This window comes from Pedobacter sp. UYEF25, from assembly GCF_054061655.1.
Map to the genome: position 1 here is coordinate 127,721 of NZ_JBSSEL010000005.1, position 24,290 is coordinate 152,010.

The following is a 24,290-nucleotide window of genomic DNA, read 5'->3' on the forward strand; positions in this document are numbered from 1 at the left end:
ATTTATTTTATTTGATGTAAAAAATGTTTTTAATCTTTATCAGCTTTAATTTGTAGTTATCTTCCACCGGCGTCGGTGAAAGCCTCTCCCGCTGTGTAAAGAGACGCGCCTAGCAGCACGACATCTTTTATGATAAATTGGCCTGGCATCGGAGAAATAAAAGGAAAAGAGTACCCGGGTTGCACAATGCCAGGTGTAGAGAAAAGGAAGGTAAGTGTTATAAGAAAAGTGATTGCTGCAGCAACACTACCCCAGGCAGAGAGTATAGCCATAAACGGTCTGCAACATATTAGCAGACCGGTTGTAATTTCTATCACGCCCAACAATTTGGCAAATCCTACAACTCCAAGCATTGAAGGAAGCCAGGACATGACGGGGCTATTGCTTGCCAAAGGTGCAATTCCTTCTGCTTCGTAAGGAGTAAATTTTAATATGCCTATCCAGATCAGCACTAAGGCCAATCCGTAACGGATTAAATAGAACCCCCATTTTTGCAGGTTTGCCCAATTTTGCGAGTTTGTGTTTGTGCTTAAATTTTCCATGAGATTAGACTGTGTTAAATAATTGAGCTGCTAAAACTTTGCAGTTTATCATTTAGACGTAGCCTTCGGGAAACCCTTACATTTTTTTTTATTTTTTTTTGAGAACTGTTTAATTCTACTAAAGTTTCTTGTTAATCTTACTTTTCAATGATTCTATAAAATCACCCTCAAGCAAAGGTTTTGTAACAGGCTCTGTTAAAAATTTACGATAAAGATTGTTTATTAGCTCGCTTTGCCCTTGGCAAATCTCACATTCAGGACATTGTGACAAATGATCCTCCAAATTCCCTGTATCCTCAGTAGAAAGTATCTCAAATTGCTTTTGCTCTATAAGACGAGTAACTTTTTCGCAATGATTATCGTTTTCTCTTGGAGTCATTTTAATGGAGTTTTATGCTGGCTTAACATCTGAATTTCTGCAGTCTCAATATGAATCAGATCCAGAATTTATTTGAACAGCATAGTGTGATACCTGCAATCAATTGGAAACGCATCCTTTTTCCCAAAGAACAGAGATTCAGAAAGCTTTGAAATCTCAAGGTATCCAATTAGAATCGTGGGCACCCTTTGCTCATGGTAAAAATAATCTTTTTAATCAGTCACTTTTAAAAGCACTTTAAACAAAATATAGTAAGAGTGTTGCTCAAATGGTGCTACGATGGTTAATTTCAAAAATAAGTCGTTGCTATTCCGAAATCAACAAATGTAAAAAGAATTAAGGAAAATTTTGATGTATTTGACTTTGGGTTATTAGCCGATGATATGGCAACTATCCAATCGTTAGATCAAGGTAGCGGACTAATTTATAGTGTTTAAGAAATGTTTGAAAATCGGACTACAACAATTACCAATTCGGCTACTTTTTATGGAACGACAATCAGGAATTTTGTATTTGAAATTTAATTTTATAAACAATTAGAAAATAAGTATGCAAAAGAGAAAATTAGGAAATAGCGAATTGGAAGTTTCCGCACTGGGTTTTGGCTGTATGGGTTTAAACTTTTTGGATGGCAAAGGACTTGATAAAAAAGATGCCATAACACTACTGCGCAACGCAGTCGAAAGAGGTATCACATTTTTTGATACCGCAGAAGCCTACGGACCTTACACCAATGAAGAAATTGTTGGCGAGGCATTACAACCTTATAGAAAAGATATAGTAATCGCCACAAAATTTGGATGTAAAGATGCTAGACCAGCAGTAGGTTTAGACAGCAGACCCGACACTATAAGAGCAGTAACCGAAGCATCTCTAAAAAGGCTAAAAATAGATTACATTGATTTGTTGTTTCAGCACAGAGTTGACCCTGATGTTCCGATAGAAGATGTTGCAGGAACAGTAAAAGACCTGATACAAGAGGGCAAAGTAAAATATTTCGGTTTATCGGAAGCAAGCGTTAAAACCATTCGCAAGGCACATTCAATTCAAACTGTATCAGCTTTACAAAGCGAATACTCTTTGTTTTGGCGTGAGCCAGAAGATGAAATCATACCTACCTTAGAAGAGTTAGGAATTGGTTTCGTTCCCTTCAGTCCTTTGGGCAAAGGGTTCCTCACAGGTATAATAAACAAAAAATTAGAGGATATCGACCGTAGAAACATTATTCCTCGTTTCAGCGAAGAAAACATTAAGGCTAATTTGGTTCTAGTGGATGCGCTATCTGAGATTGCTAAACAAAAAAATATTACGACTGGACAATTAGCATTAGCTTGGCTATTAGCTCAAAAGTCGTGGATAGCACCAATCCCTGGAACTACAAAATTGCATCGTTTAGAAGAAAACATTAGCAGTGCAAATGTTATATTAACAGCCGACGAGCTTGCAAAAATTGATACAACAGTAAATGGAATTACACTTGTAGGCGACCGCTATCCTGAATTTTTAGAAAAACAAATAGACAAATAAAAAGGAATAGAGATGCAAAATATTAAAGGAAAAGTAGTTGCTATTACAGGTGCAAGTAGTGGAATGGGCAAAGCCATTGCAATAGAATTAGCAAAAAATGGCGCAAAGGTTGTTTTGGGTGCAAGGCGAACAGAACAATTACAACAAATTGTTGAAGAAATTAAAAGTACAGGTGGTGAAGCCGCCTGTGCTAAAATTGATGTAAAGAATAAAGCCGATTTAGTCCGATTGGTGAGGACAGCAGTTGAGGAATACGGAAGTTTAGACGTTATCATAAACAACGCAGGTGTAAGTCAATTAAGCCGCATTGACGGGCTGGATATCGACGGTTGGGAAGAAATGATTGACATTAACCTCAAAGGCGTTTTGTATGGAATGGCAGCTGCAATTCCCGTTTTCAAACAACAACAATCGGGGCACATCGTCAACATCATTTCAACTTCGGGAATAAAGATTGTGCCAATGCAAGGGGTTTATGCAGGAAGTAAAAATGCCATTCGCACTATCGCAGAAGCGTTTCGTCAGGAGTCAGACGGAAACATACGCATTACAGGCATTTCGCCCGGATTTGTGAAAACAGACTTTGCGAACAACATAAAAAACGAAGAAATGAAAACAACTATTCAAAAAGGAATGGAACAAATTGCCATAAATCCATTGGCTATTGCTAAAGCTGTGATTTATGCATTAAGCCAACCTAACGATGTTGAAATTGGCGATATAGTTATTCGCCCGTCAAAACAAAATTGATTAAATTCGTAAACGAAAAATGCAACAACAATCTAACATAAATCACATAAAAAGTATATCGCAACTGGTGCGTCTCTTGGGAGTTCCTGCACCCTTGCACCCTCTGATTGCATTGGTTGATTATAATAACGTTTCTGTTGAAATGTTTCCAAAAGGGCAAAAAGTAAGTCTTGATTTTTATAAAATTTCCTTTAAGCTGACATTTACAGGACACATAAAATACGGACAAGGATATTATGATTTTGAAGAAGGCGGATTAGCATTTTTGAAGCCAAAACAAATCGTTTCTCCACCGCAAGACATAGAAAGCTATGAAGGGATTGCTTTGTATTTCCATTCGGACTTTATCCGAAATTATCCGTTAGCAAGCACAATAAATCAGTATGGCTTTTTCTCATACGATGTTTCAGAAGCCTTATTTCTATCGGCAAGGGAAAAGGAAATCATAGCCAATTTATTTGCTACAATAGCCGGTGAATTAGACTACAATATAGACAGCTTCAGTCAAGATGTTTTGGTATCGCAAATAGAATTGTTATTGAATTACAGCAATCGTTTTTACAACAGGCAATTTATCACGAGGAAAGCAATCAATCACGACATCATAACTTCTTTGGACAAACTTTTAAATAGTTATTTTGAAGATGAAAACAGTTTGAAAAGTGGCTTACCATCCGTGAAATATATCAGCACGGAATTAAAATTATCTCAACGCTATTTAAGCGATATGTTGCGTTCATTGACAGGACTAAACACACAACAATACATTCAAAACGCAATCATAGAAAAAGCTAAAGAAAAATTATCAACTACAAATCTTTCCGTTTCAGAAATTGCTTATGAATTGGGCTTTGAACATTCACAATCGTTTAGCAAACTTTTCAAGACAAAGACAAATCTTTCGCCATTGGAATTCAAACATTCATTTAATTAACGACGGCAGAAAGCGAATTATAAAAAGCCAATTCCTATAACATCGGTTTGACAATAATTACAAATCAATAATAGTTCTCACAATTCCCCATTTTTTTTGATTAAGTGGGTTTTATTTATTGCTATTCTACCGTTTCGTGAATTTAACTTGCATTATCATTAGTCAGATTTTCGAAAACAAGTGGTCTTTATAACATGTATTATGTTTATTTATGCAAAAAAATGGTTTTGTAAAAAGACTATTGGATAGTTTGAAAATTTAGAATCTTAGGATAAATTTGGTTAACTTAATTGAAAAATAGGCGCTATATTAAAGCGCATATATACTCATCAGCTGTCATTGTAAAACGATAAAATATAAAAATAAGCTACAGAATATGAGTACAGCATACAAACCGAAAAATTATAATTCACTTTCGCCATATTTAATTGTAGATAATGCACAAGAATTAGTTGACTTAGTGAAAAAGTTATTTAATGCAAAGCAGTTCAGACGCTTTGACAGAGATAATGGAAAAATTGCCCATTGTGAATTACAAATTTATGATACCGTAATAATGATTAGCTACAGCCTTGAAAATTATCTTGCAAACAAAATAATGCTTCATCTTTAGGTGCCTGACGTTTTCAAAACATTTGCCATAGCAATTAAAAACGGTTGCGAAGTTATAGAAGAACCAATAAATAAAGATGGCGACCCAGATACAAGGGGGTCATTTTATGACCGTGCGGGAAATTATTTGACAGTAAGTACGCAAACAAACTAAATTCATTATGAAAAGTAGCAGTTTTAATTATTCGAACTTTGCTATAGGTAAAAATATTGTGTTGTCGTTTCCCGATAGTGAAGAAAATAATTTTTACGAAGCAATCTAATTTCAGCAAAAAAAAATAATTATTCCAAAGTATTTAATTATTGGATAGTTGAACGAGAAAGAAATATTCATCAGCCAGACCAATAGGATCGAGTTAACAGCATTGATTATAAATGCCGCCATCTCCTAGCTTTTCCCGATAGAAATCAATTTCCTCCTGTGTATCGCACTCTACCACAAAAGAAGTTGCCGGCAAAAATTTATATGTAGGTCCGCCATTTAAAACCATAAACTTTTTTCCATTCAGGTCAGGTGTTACCACCATTTGACTATATCTGGTTATTTTAGAGTTCTTAAAGATGGAAGAATAAAACTCTGCTGCAGCTTTGACCTGTCAATCAAAGCATAAGCAACGGTAAATTTTAATCATTTCATTTTCTTTCTTCAGCTCAAATTATTTTTGAGTAAACTTTGAGAAATCCATAAAAAGCACTTCCCAAAGGTTGCCATCTAAATCTTCCATACTTCTTTGTTGCATAAAACCATTGTCTTTTACTTCGTGAAGCTCTTTCGCACCTGCTTTTAAAGCTCTTGCCGTAAAGTCATTTACCGCGTCGATACTATCAACGGCCGTAGAATTAATTACGGATACTGTTGTTTTGGTATCGGCAATTTTTTTTTGTAAACTCACAAAATTTTGGATGGGTTAAGAGCATGATAGAAATTTCATCTGTGAATTGAGGATTATTTTTAAAGCCAATTGCTGTATAAAAGTCAACAGACTTTTTGAGATCTATAACTGCCAGATTGATAAAAACTTCCTTTTTCATTGTTTCCATTTTTTGTTCATAAACACCTAAGGTTAAACTTGCAATACAAACATGGGAATCTTATATGAAATTAATGAGTAGCGTCAACGACAACTTTATGGTTTGATTGCGACAAGCATTTGATTTACTTTTATACCTATGGAAGATGTTTCGATTCTTATTCCTGAGTCATCGGTGATGCAAGCTATTGCCTAACCTCAATATTTGTTTACAGTCGTAAATCTGGTAAATTATTGTGTGGCAGTATCAAGCTCCACATTTTATCCACCATCTACTTGCTGCTAATGCCCGGAAAATTGTTTTGTGCTGATTAACTGGTGTATTTTCTGGGTCAAAGAATAAAGGTCAAAAGGCTTTGCTACAAACAGATCACAATTATAGCTTCCCAGAGACAGAAATACTTTAGGATAAGCGGAAAGAATGGCTATGGGAATATGACGATATTTGATGGAGCTTTTGATCTGGCTGCAGATTTCGCCGCCATTTATTCCAGCTAACAGATAATCGATCAGTATAATGTCTGGTCCAAATGCTTCGATTACATCGAAAACCTCATTCGATTGTGCTAAGGCCATTGTCTCGAAACCCCCATCTGAAAACCATTCATTCAATACTGCTAGTAGATTAGGGTCATCGTCAATTATCAATATTTTGTTCATTTTTGATCCTATGGCTTTGAAATAAAACTACGGTGCAAAAATCTGCTTTCGCTAAACAGGGATTGTAAACCAAAAGGTAGAACCTTCACCCGGCTCACTTTTTATGCCGATTTCTCCCTTATGTCGCTTTACGATTTCAGCCGAAATATATAAACCCGGCCCCAAGCCCTTAAGAGACCTCGATGATTCCTCTACCCTGAAAAAACGGTCAAAAACAAAAGGGATCTCACTGTGACTAATACCTATCCCAAAATCTGTTACCGTGACCTCAACATCGCCATCGTGGTGGGTCACCCCGATTTTCATCAAATTGCTAGTTGGGGCGTACTTGATCGCATTGGTCATTAGGTTGATCAATACCTGTTCTATCCGGTTCCTGTCTGCATAAACCAGGATCTCTCTCGGGCCCATCACTGCAATTTTGTAGCCCTCTGGTCTCTCCCCCAACTGCTCAGCGCATTCCTCAATCAGTTCGATAATAGAGAAGCTTGATTTTTCCAGCTCCAACTGTCCTGACTGGATCTTGGTTACATCTAAAAGGTCTGTAACCAGTGAAGATAATTTATCTATCTGCTTGATGGCCCTCTGCGCGAGATCGTGGACTTTTAGATCCTCTTTCTTTGAGAGAAATTTGGCCAGAATCTGTACAATGGCCCTGAGACTGGTGATTGGTGTTTTCAGTTCATGGCTGGCAATGTTCATAAACTCATCTTTCCTGATCAACAGCTCTTTGATCTGTTCCTGAAAAGCTTTCTCTACCGAAAAGTCAAGAACGGTCCCTATGAATCGCGTGGCTTCTTTTTTCTTGTTAAAATAAACTTTGCCCTTGGACTTTAGCCAGCGAACGTTATGATCATCGGATCCCTCGATACGGTATTCTAGGTCAAATGTTTCGCCTTTTTTCCAGCGTATGGCCTGCAGGATAGTCTCTTGGATTTTGTGGCGGTCTCGGGCATCTACCAGCCCCAGAAAAACAGCGTAATCGATGGCTTTTCTTTGATCGATCCTATGTAGCTTCCTGCATCTGTTATCCCAGACCATTTCTCCCGTGATCAGGTTATGATCCCATATTCCCACACCTGCAGAGTCGAGGGCAAAATAACGCCTTTCCTTACTTTCGGCCAACAGGCGCTCCACCTCGACGAGCCCGTCCTCCACTTTTCTCTTATCTGTGATGTCATGGATGGCGAGTAGGATCAGTTTTTCGTGCATGTGGCTTTCAAACTCAGTCGCGGTCAGTCCCATCACCCTGCGCCCGATGACGTTGAAAACGTGATCTACCTCAAACGCTTTGAAAGAGCCCAATTTAGGCAACACGCGCTCCAACTGTCTGCGGAGTATTGGAATGTTCCATTGTCCATTTCCGAGGTCAGATAAAAAACATCCTTCCGTACCCTGTTCATCAACCTTGAACATGTTATAAAAGCCTTCCGTTGCCCGCAGGACTCTAAGTTCTTTGTCCAGAATGATCAGAGGGTCATAAATGGTATTGAATACCTCTTCGGTATAGCGCCGGGAGTTGTTGAGTTGGTCGTTGCGTTCGATCAGCTCCCTGTTTACAGTGGTAATCTCCTCATTGCTGCTCTGCAGTTCTTCCCTGGAGGTTTCTAGTTCTTCATTCATGCTCTGCAGTTCCTCGTTACCCGAGAGCAGCTCTTCATTGGCGCTCTGCAGCTCCTCATTCGCAGCCTCCTGGATTTCAGTGACTACCCGCATATTCTCCCTAGTCTGTGTGATCTCGTTCTCAAGTTGTTCATTGCGCAGTGCCGTAGCAGCGTTGGCTTTTTTAGAGCCGCCTGAGGAGTTTAGCGTCTTTCTACCCACGTTGGTAACGGCATGGAAGACTATCAGATAAAAATCTTCCGGGTCATCCGCTAGAGGCATTACGTCTATATTAACATATTGCCGTCCATGGCTATTGAAGGAAAGATTATTTTTGCTTACGGAGACCTGCTTGGCCCTAGCTAGGTTCAGCAGAAGCTGAATCTCAAATGAGAGCCCCTCTCTAGCCATTTTTAAGATGTTGAGACTTGCCCTGCCGGTTTGCAGCGCAAGCCAGGGCTCTGTTTTTCCCCGAAACTCAACTACATCAAACGATTGATTGACGATGACACTGGCAGGCATATATCTTGACAGCAAAACTTCGTCGGCCAGTTTATGCAGGTCGTTTGCACTGCCTTTACTCTGACTATCCTGATCTATGTCTCTTAGTGACCGTTCGCTCTTGGCAGAGGATACATTTATATATTTTCCATGCCCGCCTTTCGACCGGTAGATTTTTTCGCGTGGATGGGTGGGTGTAAAAAGATCGGTGCTTGACCCTATGGTCTCAGACTTTCCGAGCATCAGATACCCTGTCTCGTTCAGTGCATAATGAAAAATGGAAAGAACCCTTTTTTGTAATATGGGGCCAAAATAGATGAGTACGTTCCTGCAGCTCAAAAGATCTATTTTTGAAAACGGAGGGTCTTTCAGTAAGTTATGATGGGCAAACACACACATCTCCCTTATGTCCCTGTTGATCCGGTAACTGCCATCGAGCCTGGTAAAATAATGTTTAAGCTGTACGGGGGAGATACCCTCCAGATCTGCTGACTGGTAAATACCCGAGCGCGCCTGGGCAATGGCAACAGCTGACACGTCGCTCGCGAAGATCTGTATTTTCCGCACTTCACCTTTATCCCCCAGATATTCATGGATACATATTGCCATGGAATAGGCTTCTTCACCGGTGGCGCAGCCCGCCACCCAGATCCTTAACGGTTCATCTCCCGGTTTTTGATCAAGCAGCCTTGGAAATATAATGCTGCACAACAGCTCAAAACTTTTTGTGTCCCTGAAAAAACTAGTCACAGAAATTAGCAGATCATTGTACAGTGCATCCTGTTCGTTTTTATTGCCTCTGAGAAACTCAAGATATTCCTTAGCTTTTTCTATCCTGTTCAATGCCATACGACGCATTATGCGTCTTTTGATCGTGCTCTGCTTATAGTTAGTAAAGTCAACACTGCTTTTTAACCGAATCACATTAAGCAGCTCTCGAAGAACTTGTTCGTCCTCATGGGGCCCTTTTCTGATCTCTTGTTTTGTGTAATCAGCGGGAAAGGGATGGTTGATGGCTACCAGTTTCGGTATGATCTGATCGGCGGGGAGGATAAAGTCGACAGCTCCGGATTTTATGGCATTATTTGGCATACTGTCAAACGCTGCATCATCGTCTTGTGCAAACGTAAGTCCACCACTTGATTTAATCACCTGAAGGCCAAGAGTACCGTCGTTCAAGGAACCCGATAGGACCACGCCGACAGCAAAGCTCTGGTGGACGATCCCCAGAGAGGAAAAGAAAAGATCAATGATCTTTATCTTTTTATCCGTGATGGGCTTTAGCTTAAGCATACCATCCATTGCCGTCAACATCATTCCCGGGGGTATTATATAGATCATATCCGGTTCAAGGTGCACATTGTCCCTAATCTGCTGTATCGGGACCCTGCTGGATTTTTGAAGGATCTCTGTTAAATTGCTTACATATGTCGGGCTCAGATGCTGCACAAATACGTAGGCCATTCCCGACCTCTCGGGTATCGTGCCCACCAAACGTTTAAAAGCTTCCAGACCTCCTGCAGATGCCCCGATGCCCACGACAGGAAATTGCAGTTTGGAAACCGACAGGTTTGTATGATCTGACGCAGGTTGCATGGTCTAAATCCTATGGTTAAAATTCTTAGTAACTTTAGAAATTTTATGATGTCAAACTAAAGTCTTTCTGGGCTAGTGGGAAGCAAGATAAAAACTAACGAATATATGTTATTTTCACGTTATAATACAGCATTTTTCATTTAATGCAAAGAAATTGACTTGAAGACATAGTGCATTTTTTAGATTGCCCAATCGGGGAGGTCATGGTACTCCTGGTGGAAATTCCAGTAATTATTGATCATTTTCTTGACAGATGTTTCAATGATTCAGATTTTCCAACTTGGAAATCCGAGATTTAATCGATAATAAAAAAAAATTTTATGTAAGATTTTTTGACGACTTAAAAAAAACTTTTAGTTTACGAAAAACCAACAGATATAAACTTGTAAGTACTATCAACAATTACCTAGAAATGCGCGAGCCCGAATTCCGGAAAGATAAAAATGAGATTCTGCTGGTTGATGACGATATCAATGTTTTGTCCAGACACAAGGATGTTCTGAAATTACTGAATCCTATATCTATTTCTACTTTTCTCTCTACAAGTCTTCCCCTTGAGTATATTTCCTTGCCGCAAAAAAAGGATAGCATGTTTTTGATCCTCATCAGCATGCCTATTGCTGACGTGCGGGGTATGATAGAGCATTTGAAAACTCATCCTTTGGCATATTCTATATGGGTCATCATGGTGTCTTATTCGCCAGACAACATCAAACGAGAGGCCGACTTTGGAATGGTTATCGACTACATTAACAAACCTATCAGTGAAGAGCAGTTGTTATCTGTCTTCTTAAAAACACCATCCCTAAATGTTTTCCTGGCAGAAACAAATACATCAATTTGCCCCAAGTTGGATTAGATTTCCTGAAAAGTAGGAAAACAACATTTATAGCGGTTGTTTCAATATCAAAAGATACAAAGTCTCAGAGCGTATAAGAATACATTACCAAAATCTGAATTGATAGATAGGAAAAGAAAAAATCTCTGGTCAATCAACAAGTAACCCATAAATTAAAAATCTCTGATAAAAAAGGTTTAAAGCCTGATCCATTATGTTATTGGACTTCTTACTAACCTAGCTATAATTATCGCCAATCGGACTTTAAGCTCTTTTCCAAATTTGGCAGCTACCTCCCCCGGGTATAAAACAAGTGTATAAAACAATAGCATCGAACGATCCTTAAAATTTAATAAGCTGCTTAAATTTCAGACAGATTTGCGGACTTAGATTAAAAAACCCTATAAAAGTGGACCGGACGGTCTCTCGTGACAGATATTTCATCAGAAGACTCGGATATGATAAAGACTGTGACGTAAACTAGAAAACACCGATTTGTTTATTTTTGCTGAAAGTGAACTCATGCGTTATTGACTTTGCAACATCTTCAAGCAATTAATAAGAAATTTTTTAAGGCAGGTTTTAGATTTGCCCGGCTTAATGAGGATAGTAGAAACATTATGGTCTGATTCGAATTCGATTAAAGCTTATCCGTGCATTTGGGTTTGGCGAATCTTTAATCGCTGTCCCCTTATTTGTACTTTTTATCCCAATAAATTCTGCTGTACCAATTTCTGTTTTTACTTCAATTTTAATTACAATGGTCGTAGCTATTCAAGATCATAGCCAAATACATTTCGATAGCGCTAAATGGCTTATCGTTTTTGCCATTTTAGGTATACCGTTTGGTTTATTGATCTTAAGTTATGGAAACCGGTTCTTTATAAAAATTTGTTTAGGTGTATTGATTATTTTATATGCGCTCTATGCTATATTTTGGGGAATCTGCTATACAACTATAAAAAAGGATTACAAAATATGCCTTTTTATTTGCGGTTCTGTTTTAGGTATATTGGGAGGTGCTTTTGGCGTGAACGGTCTCCCACTTATTGTTTATGGCAAGATGAGAAAATGGAGTGCGAATGACTTCAGGGCGACTCTTCAAGCTTATTTCTTACCAGTAAGTTTTATCGGTGCTATCGGATATTTTATGTACAAAATCTGAAATAATAAATTAAACAAGACAGACTCTCTGACCGACGACCAGGAGGGCCTGGATAATTACATAATCAAAGGATTTATTTAGCAGGGCTTTTTAGTGTCGCCGCTGCTCAGCATGAGATAGAACGTTAAAGTGGAATTGCAATAGTATACTAGAGTTTTGTTTGCCGGAATGGTGCCCGGTGCTAGCCCACCTTTTGCAGCTGGTTTGGTTAATAAATCGCCAAATGGCCTGGTAAAGATAAATGCAATCCAAAATAATAGTATCTGGATAACCTTTGTTTAATGATGTACTGCAGTTACTAATGCTCTAGCAGCCGCCGTTACCAATCCACCATAACCACCATAACCTAAGCCAACATTGTCGCTTAAAAAATCTCCAAAAGTAGTGCCCAAACCATTAAAGAATAGAATGGCAATCCAGTAAAATATTTCTACACGAAAGGCAGTTATTTGATAAATAGTCAAGTTTCCTTTTGGCTTATACCAAATTGCCCGGGTGCTAATTAAAGCTGCAAATAAAATTAAGGATCCGAGCATATACCCAAGTCCCAGAGAGCTATCCATAAAGTCGGCGATTTCCGTACCAACTGTAGTAGTCCGTATAATTACAAACCAATAAAATCCAAGGTTTAGTATTTTTGTCTTCAGCTGAAAGCTTAGTGCAATGGTAAATATTATAAACGAAACAACGACACTTGCCAAATAACCAAAATTTAGCGTCATAGATAAAAAATCGCCAAGCGTTCCGCCCAAGGTTGTCGCTAGTATTTATTACCTAAACAAAAAAGTTATTTGGACCACTTTATTAAAGCTATCTTTTCAGTATATCATTCTTCTAAATTAGTCTATAATTAAGTATAAATTTTGTTTTGTTAACTAGAGGAAGCTTAGCCTGAATATTATTTTCGCACAACGAAGTTCCTTTCCTAAAAGACTTTAGGTAATCAGGCCTTTTTTAAAACTTAGACCAGAATTTAAAGTATACATTGATTTGAAAAAAATTGGCGGATGATTTTACGTCCCCCGCCAAATTAAAGGTCTTAATGCCGAAATGTTTAATCTTTTACAGCTTTGATAAACTTACCTTCGGGTGTAAATAAGTAATCTTTACCTTTCATTTCTGCCTCGTACATCACGGTTCCGTCCGCTTTGGTAAGTTTGGCTGCTTCTGCAATTTTCTCGTTTTTGTAGTCTTTAGCTAAAGTGGCTTTAACTGCAGCAGGCAACATCTGTGCCTTCATATCCATTTCCGTTTCTTCTGCCATTCCAGTTGCATTATAAAGCACACTCATATCCATTTTATCCTTTTTAAAGCTAGCTTCATACTTGCTGCCTTCTTTATCCCATTTGGCCTGAACACCTGGGTAAGCTTTGGCAAAAGAATTTTTCACAACGGTTGGAATATTTTTTTGAGCACAAGCGCTGACCGAAATTCCTAGAAAAGCGATCAACATCAATAATTTATTCGTCATACATCAAATATAAATTAAGAATCTGTATAAAATATGTAGTTCCCTGATCTAACTTTTAAGGCGTATGATAATTAACTTTAGACAAATTACTTTACAAAAAAAACTATTTATTTTTAAAGCCGAACCGAAGATTACGTGAATTCTTACAAAACGGTAAAATAACGAGATAATCCCGTTACTTATCTTTATGCCGCAAGTGAAATTTTGCGCCAAGAAAAAAATAAATTCTCTTGGAAAACCGGGATCTGACGATAAACAATAAAGTGCCAAAAAAAAAGAGAAATTTTATTTTTAGCTTAAGTTATGATGCAATCAGAGACCCATATGTCGAAATTTATTTACCAATTGTTCTAAATCAGACCAAGCCCCGCCGTTGTTTATGTGTTTAAATCCATTTTCGTTTAATATGCTCTTAACTTTCACGCTTCGTAAGCTATGCGAGTAGCACGTGATGTAAACTTTATTTGGATCTACCTCCACATACCGTTTTCTTATTGCTGCCAATGAGATATTTATTGATCCATCAATATGGCCCATGTTGTATTCTGTCGCCGTTCTTACGTCCAGAATTACCGCATCGTTTTCTACTTTCTTTCCCAGGCCGTTGTCTATCGTAGCAATTCTGTAAGTGCGGTAAGAAATATAGATAAAAAACAATATTAAAACCCACTTCATAGCCTGCTTAATATTTTATGATCAATTAAAAAGGTTCCGAAAGGAATAAAGCAGGCCAAAAAAACTTTCCAAGTGGTGTCTTTAAATTTCCAACCGTATTCATTACCAGCACTTAATACATTAAATAAAAAGCAAGAATATAGCTCCGTGTACCCAGCCTATAGATTTCGTTCAACTCAGTTCTTTGTAATAGTGCTTCATCGTACCGTAGTAAAAATAAGTACTAATAAGGACATGCCCTCTAAAAATCCGACAATCCTAAGTCTGCCAACTTTTGTCTTAAATAAATTTATCATAACTATTGTTAAAAGGTCCGTGTGCCAAGGGTGAAAAAGGCCAGGGAATGGCAATAAAAATTATCAAAAGTGCAGTAGAATACCAGATCAATAAAGTTCGAAATTTTGATTTATCTGTTACTCTCCTTATTCCAAAGGCCGACCCGATGGTTATTAAAAAAATCGAAATGAGCATTAAATTGATATGGACCAGTCCGAAAAATAAGCTGTCAAAATTTCTAACTGCCTGATGAAAGTCGTTCCAAAAATATTTTATTATCTGGCTTTGCGTATTAAGAATAATGCCGATAACAAGTTGAACGTGCGCAATGGTTGCTGTCTAATGCCTATCTGTATTATCGGTTTTAGAAAAAGGTGCGTTTGGACCGTAGACTTTTGCCGCCCTGAGAATGGAGTATAGTAAACTTGCAAGAACAAGCCTTCAAATTATGGAATGGTAAAATATAATTGTTTGATACATCGATTAAACTAACGATGCAAAGATACTTGAAACATACCATATAGTATTTTTTAAATATCATATTTTATTTTAGGTTGCTTAAATAGGCTTTAAGTTCTTTTAAATAGGAAGGATAACAATCCCCATTGTTATTTATTTTCGCAAAACTTCTAATTCCCCAAAATCCAGATAGTACGAAATAAGCAACTTGCTGAGGATTTCCGTCTTTTCGGAGGATTTTTTCTATTGTAAGTTGCCATTCAGAATTATGTCAGCAATTGGTTTGCCAAAAATTGGATTCCAAGGTGTCATTTCCTGTGCGAGATTGTCCACCGGACAGCCACGGCCCACAGTTAAAAAGGAGTTATCCAAAAGCAAGGACTTTATCAATTCATAAATTTCTTTTACCGGATCCGTACTGTTTTGAAAGGTTTCTACAAAGGCAGTTCGCATTGTAGGTCTTGAAATTTTGTCTATGATTACCAATCCCACTTCATCTTTCGTTTTGAAATAGTAATAGAAGCCACCTTTAGTAACATCTGTTGTTGCGATGATCTCATCTACGCTTGTGGTCTGATACCCATTATTATAGATAATCTCAAACGCTTTCTCTAAAATGGTGTGTCACGTAGCAGCTGCTTTATTCATAAAAAGGTACTAATTGGTATAATTTACAAAGAAACCTTAATTTTTTGTGCTTTAGAGATTCATTTTCTAAACCGGCTTTTTATGCAAAAACTTATTTTGATAACTGTTGGCCTCACATCTGCATTTCAAAAACTTTAATGTAAGTTAAATCGCCATTTATTTTAAAGTCGCTAGAATACAAATTAGCTATGATAAGGAGCTAAGTTCCTTACAGCCACATTCCGAGCTTCCATCTACGCTTGAAATGTAAATAATCCTCATTCGTGAGTTATCAAGTGTCTTTTAACGGTAAGTTGGTTTTCTTTTCCTACAATTCCTCAAAGAAATTTGAGATCTTTTGTAAGGATTTTCATTTAGTGACGACGAAGTATACAAACACATTTTCATGGCACCATCAAAAAGATTCTGGATTACCACTTTCATGTTCATCATTTTATTCGGCTCGCTTGCGTTTATCAATAGATCTACAAAAGATAGCAAACCAATTATGGGCTTCGCCGTTATTGAGCTTTTCACTTCTGAAGGTTGCTCTAGCTGTCCCCCAGCAGATGAGTTAATCGCTAAGATTGCAAAAGAAACTGACAACGAAAATATCTATATCCTGGCCTTTCATGTAGATTATTGGGATAGGCTCGGATGGAAAGATCAGTTCAGTAAATTAGAATTTTCCAAACGTCAGAGTAAATATAGCACATGGTTAGGATCCTCTTCTGTTTATACACCACAAGTGGTAATAAACGGCAAAAAAGAGCTGGTAGGATCTGACGAGCATGCACTTCGCACTGCGATCGCAAAGTCGTTAATTGCACCTTCGACTGCCCAAATAGTGCTATCCGAAGTAAAAAATCAGAATGACAAAATTCACCTTCATTATCAAATTAATGGTGACTCAGAAAATACTTCCATTCTAGTGGCCCTGATCCAAAAAAATGCGACCGATAAAATATTACGGGGAGAAAACCAAGGAAGAGAATTGTCACATGTTCAAATTGTCAGAGATATCAAAACAATAGCTTTAACCGGTCAACAAAACGGAGAGACATCCTTTTCCATTCCGTCAGGCACGAAAGGCGAAATGGAAATTATCGCGTTGTTGCAAAAGAACAGCTCGGGTGAGATCATTGGCGCAACTAAATATTCAGCAGGATTCTAAATTGGCAACTGCAGCACTGCTTAGTTTTAACATGGAAGGAAAATATTTAAATTACTCTCTAAAGTTTAATGTTAATGAAAATAATTAAAGAAAAACATCCACTAGTAATGCGCTGGACGCATTGGATAAACTTTCCGATTCTTACTTTAATGGTATGGAGCGGGATGTTGATCTACTGGGCGAATGATGCGTACAGCGTAACCTTACTCGACCATACCTATATCCATTTTTTCCCCCGGTGGTTTTATACTTTTTTGCATATCCCCAGCCGTCTGGCTGAGGGTATGGCTTTTCATTTTTTATTTATGTGGTTTTTTATGTTGAACGGAATTTCATACGTACTCTACACTATTATATCTGGGGAGTGGCGAGTTCTTCTGCCCCAAAGAAACTCTTTTAGGGACGCATGGTCAGTATTGCTTCATGATCTGCACATAAGAAAAGGTTTACCTACCAAAGATAAATATAATGCTGCACAACGCATCGCTTATACTGCGATCATTGCGATGGGTATCGGTTCGGTTGCTACAGGGCTTGCCATCTATAAACCAGTCCAGTTTTTTTGGCTTACCTGGCTTTGTGGAGGTTACCATTTTGCGCGCATCTTACATTTTGCCTTAACTTTAGGCTACGTGCTGTTTTTTTTTATTCACGTATTTCAGGTTGCAATGGCGGGCTGGAATAATTTTACATCATCAATCTCGGGATTTGAAGTGGTAGAAAAATCTGACGAGTGTGTCGAAAATATCAGCATGCCTATTCACGATGTAAAAAATCCTGAAATACAGTAATAGGAAACCGAACGAATTATGGAAAACAGAATAAAAAAAATCAAAAAAGAGCTGACCATAGATCAAAAACTTAACCGGCGCAATTTTTTATCCTTTACTACATTTTTGGCTGCCAGCAGCGCAGCTTACGGAGGCTGGAAATGGTTGTATAATTCCCCGGCAGAAAAAGCTGGGGTTACTTCGGGTGCAAGAAAACCACTTAGAAGGGCTTTAAATAAGACTGAACTGTTCTTCAGGAACTTTTTCGATAATAATCATCGGGCAAAAACCTATCCGAAGGAGATGGCCGCAAAAAAGGTAAGAGTAAACAGTCACATCGGAATTGATGACAAAAACTTTGACCCTGAAAAATGGAAATTGACGGTCCAGATGAAAAACGGGGTTGAAACTAAAATTGGAATTGAAGAGATCAAAGCCCTTCCAAAAACAGAAATCATTTATGACTTTAAGTGTGTTGAAGGATGGGATCAGATACAGTATTGGGGCGGGGTTCTGTTTAGCGACTTTGTCGAACATTTTGCGCTATCTGACCACGTAAAAATGCCATACGTTGGCATGGAAACCCCGAACAAGAAATATTACATTGGACTGGATATAGAAAGTGCGCTGCACCCCCAGACTATATTGGCCTACGAAATGAATGGTCAACCTATCACGGTAGAACACGGAGCACCCTTAAGACTCATTATACCTGTAAAATATGGCATAAAAAATCTAAAACGTATTGGGACAATTACCTTCAGCGATTTCCGACCAAAGGATTACTGGGCAGAGCAGGGCTATGACTATTATTCGGGTCTTTAGCCCAAAAGCTTTCAGATGTTTAAATATAAATTGTTAATAACAGAAATAAGATGAATTTAGAAAAATTGGGTTACAGAATTGGGGTGATCGCGATCATAACCGTGTTACTTTGGATCGGGGCATTAAAATTTACCCCTGGAGAGGCAGATGCCATTAAAAACTATGTTTCACATAGCTTTCTCATGAATTGGATGTATGGCATATTTTCGGTACAAGGAGTTTCCAACTTAATAGGTGTTTACGAGATAATAGCAGGAATACTCCTCATAATTTCTTTTTGGAACCAAAAAATAGGCCTAATCGCAGGTATCATGACCTTGGTTATATTCGCTACTACATTAAGTTTCCTGATCACTACGCCAGGAATCTGGAAAATTAGCGAAGGCGTTCCCGTTACAGACTTTTTTATAGTGAAAGATTTAGCTTTTTTGGCAATTTCAATTTTGGTGATAGCTAAAAGCAAGAGCGTACATATTAATACAAATGCCTATTAATCGATGGTTCACTAATTATATTTGGTTAAATGACTGATCTTTAAGCATGTTTACGATAATTTTTAACCAATTTATAAAGGATGTTCTTATCGAAGCAACTACAAAATCGTCAAATCGACTCCTAAAATGAGTCCGGAAATACGATATCAAAATGAATGTGCTACTTCAAATTTCTCGAAAGCATTTCTCAAATAATGTCGCAACTTATCTTTTAATGAGATTAAGCTTCATTATCTTACAAATAGATGATTAGGAAAATAAAAATTGGTTATACATTTGCCTAACGGTGTTAGATTATTGTACAGCACTTAACCATGGGAAGTAAAGAAAGAATTCAGCGTCAGAAAGATGATACTCGTAAGAATATTTTGGATGCTGCTTTACAGATTGTAAAACAGGATGGATGGGCAGCATTAAGTATGCGCAAAATCGCAGACCTGATAGAATACACAGCACCAATAATTTATGAGTATTTCTCAAATAAGGAAGGGATTTTACTTGAACTAACTAGACAAGGGTACAATCATTTAGGGATAAAGGTTAGAGTGGCGAGAGATGGCAAAGTGAAAGCTGAAGAACAGCTGGAGGCTATGTGGCTTGCGTATTGGGATTTTGCTTTCGAAGAAAAGGAATTTTACCAGTTGATGTACGGGGTTCAGGTAAACTGTTGTGAACTGTATAAAAAAATGCCTGAAGCAGAATATACAACCGACCTGTTTTACGATGCTATTGAAAAATTAATTACGAAACTCCCTGTTTCCGAAGATACTTCTTGTTTAAAATACTATACTTTTTGGTCTTTGATACATGGCTTAATCTCTTTAAATCTAGTTCAAAAAGGTGCAAATGATGTGATTAATCAAGAAATCTTGAGAAGTGCGATCAAGGCGATCATTAAAACCATAAACGATTAAAAAATTTTCTTTTAAATCTAACGCCGTTAAATTAATTATACACGTAAAGTAAATCTACAAAACAATTAAATTCATGAATTACATGCCAGAATTCGTTCTAAAATTTAACAATGTTAAATTATTTAACACCATTATTGTTGCGCTAGCACTCGTCCTTTTAATATTTATAACAAGTTGCAGTTCTACCCCAGCACAAACTGAAACCAAGCCAGCTATTTCTCTACCTGTAGCTAAATTAATTGAAAGACCTCAGCAGACTTATGTAGATTATCCTGCGGCCATACAGGGAGTAGCAGATTTAGAAATTCGCCCACAAGTCGCCGGAATAATTGATGATGTGTTAGTTAACGAGGGTCAATTGGTTAAAAAAGGCCAAATTTTATTTCAAATTTCTAACCTACCTTTTAAAGCCCAATTGAATAGCGCAAATGCTGCTTTGGCGGCAACGAAAGCTGCAGTGTTAAATGCGCAATTAGAAGTGGAAAGATTAACGCCATTGGTTCAGGCTAAAGTTATTGCAGTGTTTCAATTGCAAACTGCCAAAACTACATTTCAAATTGCATTAGCCAATGTTGAACAAGCAAAAGCTGCGGTAAACAGCGCTCAAATTAATTTGAATTATACCCAAATTAAGGCTCCAATTAGCGGTTTTATAAGCAGATTGAACAAAAAGCGCGGAAGTTTGGTCAGTCCAGTAGATATAGACCCCTTGACACAACTTTCTGATGTTCACCAAGTACGCGTCTATTTTTCTCTGGCAGAAACAGACTTTATCAATTTTAATAAGAAATACAAAGGGAGTTCTGTAGCAGATAGAATTATGCAACTCCCAGCTGTTTCGTTAGTTCTAGCAGATGACAGTATATATCCGACAAAGGGCAAAATAGACATGATTGACGGTCAATTTGACAAAACAACAGGAGCAATAACGCTGAGAGCAACCTTTTTAAACTCAAAAGGATTATTAAGAGCAGGTAATACGGGAAGAATAAGACTAGGCTTAGCTCATGATCACGCTATATTGGTTCCTCAATCTGCTACGGTAGAAATGCAAGATAAAATTTTTGTGTTCTCAGTTGGAAAAGACAACAAAGTAACCAAAACGTCTATTTCCACAGACGGGAAATCGGGAACTAATTACCTCATTAAAGATGGTTTAAAGTCGGGAGACCTTATCGTTTTGAGTGGTTTGGACAAACTTCAAGACGGCCAACTTATCCAGCCAGAACAAGAGTCTACAAAGACAGCCCTGTTAATTTCTCAAAAATAAGAACAAGATTATGTTTAAAATATTTATACAACGACCGGTACTCGCGACCGTAATTTCCATTTTGTTGGTTATTCTTGGCGTGCTTGGTCTAACAAGACTACCGTTACAACAATTTCCAGATATTGCACCACCTTCAGTTCTGGTAACCGCAGTGTATCCCGGTGCAAACGCCGAAACAGTTTTACGTTCGGTGGCTCCATCTTTGGAAGAATCGATAAACGGTGTCGAGAACATGACTTACATGAGTTCGACAGCGAGTAATGATGGATCGCTCGCAATTACGATTTTCTTTAAACTTGGAACAGACGCAGATCGAGCGGCGGTCAATGTTCAGAATAGGGTAGCGCAAGCCACAAGTCAATTGCCTGCAGAGGTTGTGCAGCAGGGTGTTACCACTACAAAACAGCAAAGTAGTTTCATCATGGGCATCGGTATGTTTACAGAAGATGAAGCAGAGTATGATCAGACTTTTATTGCAAATTACGCTCAAATCAATATTATTCCAGAGATTAAAAGAATTCCAGGAGTTGGTTCTGCAAGTATTTTTGGTGGAGTCAAGGATTATTCAATGCGTGTTTGGTTAAATCCAACACAAATGGCTACTTATAAAGTTACACCAAACGAAGTAATGAAAGCCATTCAGGACAAAAGTTTAGAGGCAGCTCCGGGTAAATTTGGCGAAAGAAGTAAGGAAGTTTTCGAATATGTGATTAAATATAAGGGGAAACTAACGAAGCCTGCGGAATATGAAAATATCTCTATCAGGTCAAACGCAGATGGTTCGATTTTACATCTAAAAGATGTTGCCCGTGTAGAGCTTGGCTCGTATTCTTACAATAGTCTAACCCGCTTGAATGGGAAAAAAGGTGTGGTTATTGGGATTATTCAATTGGCGGGTTCAAATTCTAACGATATTCAGGTTGCCATCAACAAGCTGATGGTAAAAGCATCAAAAAACTTTCCTAAAGGTGTAAAGTACAATATTTTTTACAGCACCAAAGTCGCACTAGACCAGTCCATAGAACAAGTCATACATACGTTAATTGAAGCTTTTATACTCGTTTTTATTGTAGTTTTTATTTTTCTTCAAGATTTTAGATCGACCCTCATTCCAGCTATTGCGGTACCGGTTGCCATTCTCGGTACTTTTTTCTTTATGAATCTATTTGGCTTTTCAATTAACTTGCTAACGCTGTTCGCTCTGATTTTAGCAATAGGTATTGTTGTAGATGATGCAATTGTGGTGGTGGAAGCTGTGCATTCGAAAATGGAAAATAAGCACTTGTCTCCGAGAGTAGCCACCATGGAGGCTATGAACGAAATTACAGGCGCTATTATTTCGATTACTTTGGTAATGGCGGCAGTGTTTTTACCGGTTGGATTTATGGATGGTTCAACAGGAGTTTTTTATCGCCAATTTGCCTTTACCATGGCAATAGCGATTGTAATTTCCGCTGTCAACGCCCTAACCTTAAGCCCTGCACTTGCTGCATTATTTCTAAAGGATAATCATGCCGGGCAACAGCAAGATCAAGTTCATGTTAAAAAAACATTTAAAGAAAAATTCTTTAGCGGATTTAACAGGAGTTTCAACTCGATGACAAATCGTTATGTTGGTGGATTAAAGTTTTTAATTCGCAATAGATGGGTGAGTTTAGGCGGCTTGGCATTAATTACCTTACTAACTATTTGGATGGTTAAAGTTACTCCAGCAGGATTTATTCCGACAGAGGATCAGGGCTTTATTGCGATTTCTGTATCTACTCCATCAGGAACTTCATTGGATGGAACACAAAAAGTGATGACCGAAGCTGAAAATATTCTGAGCAAATTAGATGCATCGAGATTTGTCACGGCAATTTCTGGGTTTAACTTATTAACAAATTCAACCAGCCCATCCTCTGCAGTGGTCTTTGTTTTACTAAAGCCTAATGAGGACAGAGGTAAAATAAAAGACATTAATGAGATAATGAATGAGGTAAATGGAAAACTAGCTGCCATTTCCGGTGGAAAGTTTTTCGTGTTCAGTTTTCCAACCGTTCCGGGTTTTAGCAACGTAGAAGCATTAGATGTAGTTTTACAGGATAAGACAGGAGGTAAACTTGATAAATTTAGTGGCGTATCTCAAAATTTTATCGCCGAGCTGATGAAACGTCCCGAAATTGGCGCAGCTTTTACGAGTTTTAAAGCAGATTATCCTCAAGTTCAACTGGACATTAATGACGAAAAAGCGGATCAATTGGGCGTGAGCGTAAAAGATATTCTACAAACGATGCAAATTTATTTTGGTAGTGCGCAAGCTTCAGATTTTAACCGTTTTGGTAAATACTACAGGGTGGTTGTTCAGGCAGACATCGCCGATAGAGCAGATCCATCGTCGATAGATAGAGTTTTCGTTAAGAATAATAAAGGACAGATGGTTCCTATAAATACGTTGGTAAAATTGACTCGAATTTATGGTTCAGAAACGGCATCTAGATATAATCTGTTTAATTCAATCTCAATCAATGCAATTCCCAAAACTGGGTTCAGTTCTGGGGATGCAATAAAAGCGATTGAAGAGGTGGCGGCCAAACAATTGCCGGCAGGTTACAACTACGAATTCTCCGGACAGACTAGAGAAGAAATTTCTTCGGGAGGTCAGTCAACAGTTATCTTTTTATTGTGTTTGGTGTTCATATATTTCTTGCTCTCCGCACAATACGAGAGTTATTTACTTCCACTCTCGGTTATCTTATCTATACCCGCCGGAATATTTGGAGTTTTTGTCGCTATTGGATTAACAGGCATAGAAAATAATATTTATGTTCAAGTTGCACTGATTATGCTGATTGGATTACTTGCAAAAAATGCAATTTTAATTGTGGAATTTGCCGCGCAAAAGAGAAAAGCTGGAAAGTCACTCACAGAATCTGCATTAGAGGCTGCTAAACTAAGGTTAAGGCCTATTATAATGACTTCTCTAGCATTTTTAGTTGGGTTAATTCCAATGATGTTTGCTTCAGGACCTTCTGCTCAAGGCAACCATTCAATAAGTATTGGAGCCGCCGGAGGTATGCTTTCGGGCGTTGTTCTAGGCCTGTTTATTATTCCCGTGTTATTCATCACATTCCAATATTTGCAAGAAAAAATAACCAAAGCTCCAGCAGCCTTGACTGGTTTAAATAAAGACTCAGCCATTGATGCCGATTGATAAAA

Annotated in this window: 22 protein-coding genes and 3 pseudogenes; 13 read left to right on the forward strand and 12 right to left on the reverse strand. The window is 37.9% G+C overall.

The window, feature by feature from the left end; translation table 11 throughout:
- Positions 1-56: 56 nt before the first annotated feature.
- Both ACVWYG_RS06990 and ACVWYG_RS06995 read right to left on the reverse strand, forming a co-directional pair.
- Positions 57-542, reverse strand: a complete 486-nt coding sequence (locus ACVWYG_RS06990; protein ID WP_457269457.1) for a YkgB family protein — start codon at positions 540-542, stop codon at positions 57-59.
- A 118-nt stretch (positions 543-660) separates the two neighbouring features.
- The gene (locus ACVWYG_RS06995; protein WP_457269458.1) at positions 661-921 is read right to left on the reverse strand and encodes a hypothetical protein; all 261 of its coding nucleotides are present in this window, start codon (positions 919-921) and stop codon (positions 661-663) included.
- Positions 922-1,470: 549 nt separating this feature from the next.
- Between ACVWYG_RS06995 and ACVWYG_RS07000 the strand changes: the two genes are divergently transcribed.
- The 4 genes from ACVWYG_RS07000 (at position 1,471) to ACVWYG_RS07015 (ending at position 4,745) form a co-directional block, all read left to right on the forward strand.
- A complete protein-coding gene (locus ACVWYG_RS07000) occupies positions 1,471-2,448 on the forward strand; it encodes an aldo/keto reductase (protein ID WP_457269459.1) in 978 nt (325 codons plus the stop codon).
- Between the two features lie 12 nt (positions 2,449-2,460).
- Complete coding sequence (locus ACVWYG_RS07005) at positions 2,461-3,198, forward strand: SDR family oxidoreductase (RefSeq protein ID WP_457269461.1); 738 nt, start codon at positions 2,461-2,463, stop codon at positions 3,196-3,198.
- Between the two features lie 19 nt (positions 3,199-3,217).
- On the forward strand, positions 3,218-4,132 hold the full coding sequence (locus ACVWYG_RS07010; RefSeq protein ID WP_457269462.1) for a helix-turn-helix domain-containing protein: 915 nt from the start codon (positions 3,218-3,220) through the stop codon (positions 4,130-4,132).
- Between the two features lie 376 nt (positions 4,133-4,508).
- Positions 4,509-4,745 carry a hypothetical protein gene (locus tag ACVWYG_RS07015; RefSeq protein ID WP_457269463.1) on the forward strand — a complete coding sequence of 79 codons (237 nt, stop codon included), beginning with the start codon at positions 4,509-4,511 and terminating at the stop codon, positions 4,743-4,745.
- A 355-nt stretch (positions 4,746-5,100) separates the two neighbouring features.
- Here the strand turns inward: ACVWYG_RS07015 and ACVWYG_RS07020 are convergent.
- The 4 genes and pseudogenes from ACVWYG_RS07020 to ACVWYG_RS07035 all read right to left on the reverse strand — a co-directional run.
- Positions 5,101-5,325 (reverse strand): annotated as a pseudogene (locus ACVWYG_RS07020) (VOC family protein); the annotation flags it as partial.
- Between the two features lie 75 nt (positions 5,326-5,400).
- Entirely contained in the window at positions 5,401-5,637 is a 237-nt protein-coding gene (locus tag ACVWYG_RS07025) for a VOC family protein (RefSeq protein ID WP_457269464.1), read from the reverse strand.
- A gap of 420 nt (positions 5,638-6,057) precedes the next feature.
- Entirely contained in the window at positions 6,058-6,435 is a 378-nt protein-coding gene (locus tag ACVWYG_RS07030) for a response regulator (protein ID WP_457269465.1), read from the reverse strand.
- A gap of 51 nt (positions 6,436-6,486) precedes the next feature.
- Positions 6,487-10,134 carry a CheR family methyltransferase gene (locus tag ACVWYG_RS07035; RefSeq protein ID WP_457269466.1) on the reverse strand — a complete coding sequence of 1,216 codons (3,648 nt, stop codon included), beginning with the start codon at positions 10,132-10,134 and terminating at the stop codon, positions 6,487-6,489.
- A 412-nt stretch (positions 10,135-10,546) separates the two neighbouring features.
- On the opposite strand from ACVWYG_RS07035, the gene ACVWYG_RS07040 reads away from it, so the two are divergent.
- Both ACVWYG_RS07040 and ACVWYG_RS07045 read left to right on the forward strand, forming a co-directional pair.
- The gene (locus ACVWYG_RS07040; protein ID WP_457269467.1) at positions 10,547-10,993 is read left to right on the forward strand and encodes a hypothetical protein; all 447 of its coding nucleotides are present in this window, start codon (positions 10,547-10,549) and stop codon (positions 10,991-10,993) included.
- Positions 10,994-11,621: 628 nt separating this feature from the next.
- Entirely contained in the window at positions 11,622-12,137 is a 516-nt protein-coding gene (locus ACVWYG_RS07045) for a sulfite exporter TauE/SafE family protein (protein ID WP_457269542.1), read from the forward strand.
- Positions 12,138-12,415: 278 nt separating this feature from the next.
- On the opposite strand, the gene ACVWYG_RS07050 is transcribed toward ACVWYG_RS07045, so the two are convergent.
- The 6 genes and pseudogenes from ACVWYG_RS07050 to ACVWYG_RS07075 form a co-directional block, all read right to left on the reverse strand.
- On the reverse strand, positions 12,416-12,904 hold the full coding sequence (locus tag ACVWYG_RS07050) for a hypothetical protein (protein ID WP_457269543.1): 489 nt from the start codon (positions 12,902-12,904) through the stop codon (positions 12,416-12,418).
- A gap of 287 nt (positions 12,905-13,191) precedes the next feature.
- On the reverse strand, positions 13,192-13,608 hold the full coding sequence (locus ACVWYG_RS07055) for a hypothetical protein (protein WP_457269468.1): 417 nt from the start codon (positions 13,606-13,608) through the stop codon (positions 13,192-13,194).
- 312 nt (positions 13,609-13,920) lie between these two features.
- On the reverse strand, positions 13,921-14,283 hold the full coding sequence (locus tag ACVWYG_RS07060) for a rhodanese-like domain-containing protein (RefSeq protein WP_457269469.1): 363 nt from the start codon (positions 14,281-14,283) through the stop codon (positions 13,921-13,923).
- A pseudogene (locus ACVWYG_RS07065) lies at positions 14,280-14,366 on the reverse strand (DUF3817 domain-containing protein); the annotation flags it as partial. The gene ACVWYG_RS07060 and the pseudogene ACVWYG_RS07065, both read right to left, overlap by 4 nt.
- 895 nt (positions 14,367-15,261) lie before the next feature.
- Positions 15,262-15,471: a hypothetical protein gene (locus ACVWYG_RS07070; RefSeq protein ID WP_457269470.1), complete on the reverse strand. Its 210-nt coding sequence runs from the start codon at positions 15,469-15,471 to the stop codon at positions 15,262-15,264.
- A gap of 99 nt (positions 15,472-15,570) precedes the next feature.
- Positions 15,571-15,636: pseudogene (locus tag ACVWYG_RS07075) on the reverse strand (TetR/AcrR family transcriptional regulator); the annotation flags it as partial.
- A gap of 415 nt (positions 15,637-16,051) precedes the next feature.
- Here ACVWYG_RS07075 and ACVWYG_RS07080 point away from each other — a divergent pair.
- From ACVWYG_RS07080 to ACVWYG_RS07110, 7 genes are all read left to right on the forward strand, one after another.
- Entirely contained in the window at positions 16,052-16,819 is a 768-nt protein-coding gene (locus ACVWYG_RS07080) for a DUF1223 domain-containing protein (protein ID WP_457269471.1), read from the forward strand.
- 74 nt (positions 16,820-16,893) lie between these two features.
- Entirely contained in the window at positions 16,894-17,610 is a 717-nt protein-coding gene (locus ACVWYG_RS07085; protein ID WP_457269472.1) for a cytochrome b/b6 domain-containing protein, read from the forward strand.
- An 18-nt stretch (positions 17,611-17,628) separates the two neighbouring features.
- The gene (locus ACVWYG_RS07090) at positions 17,629-18,414 is read left to right on the forward strand and encodes a molybdopterin-dependent oxidoreductase (RefSeq protein ID WP_457269473.1); all 786 of its coding nucleotides are present in this window, start codon (positions 17,629-17,631) and stop codon (positions 18,412-18,414) included.
- Between the two features lie 50 nt (positions 18,415-18,464).
- Positions 18,465-18,908: a DUF417 family protein gene (locus ACVWYG_RS07095; RefSeq protein ID WP_457269474.1), complete on the forward strand. Its 444-nt coding sequence runs from the start codon at positions 18,465-18,467 to the stop codon at positions 18,906-18,908.
- Between the two features lie 314 nt (positions 18,909-19,222).
- Entirely contained in the window at positions 19,223-19,822 is a 600-nt protein-coding gene (locus ACVWYG_RS07100; protein WP_457269475.1) for a TetR/AcrR family transcriptional regulator, read from the forward strand.
- A gap of 82 nt (positions 19,823-19,904) precedes the next feature.
- A complete protein-coding gene (locus ACVWYG_RS07105) occupies positions 19,905-21,092 on the forward strand; it encodes an efflux RND transporter periplasmic adaptor subunit (protein WP_457269476.1) in 1,188 nt (395 codons plus the stop codon).
- Positions 21,093-21,102: 10 nt separating this feature from the next.
- Positions 21,103-24,285 carry an efflux RND transporter permease subunit gene (locus tag ACVWYG_RS07110; RefSeq protein WP_457269477.1) on the forward strand — a complete coding sequence of 1,061 codons (3,183 nt, stop codon included), beginning with the start codon at positions 21,103-21,105 and terminating at the stop codon, positions 24,283-24,285.
- Positions 24,286-24,290: the final 5 nt, after the last annotated feature.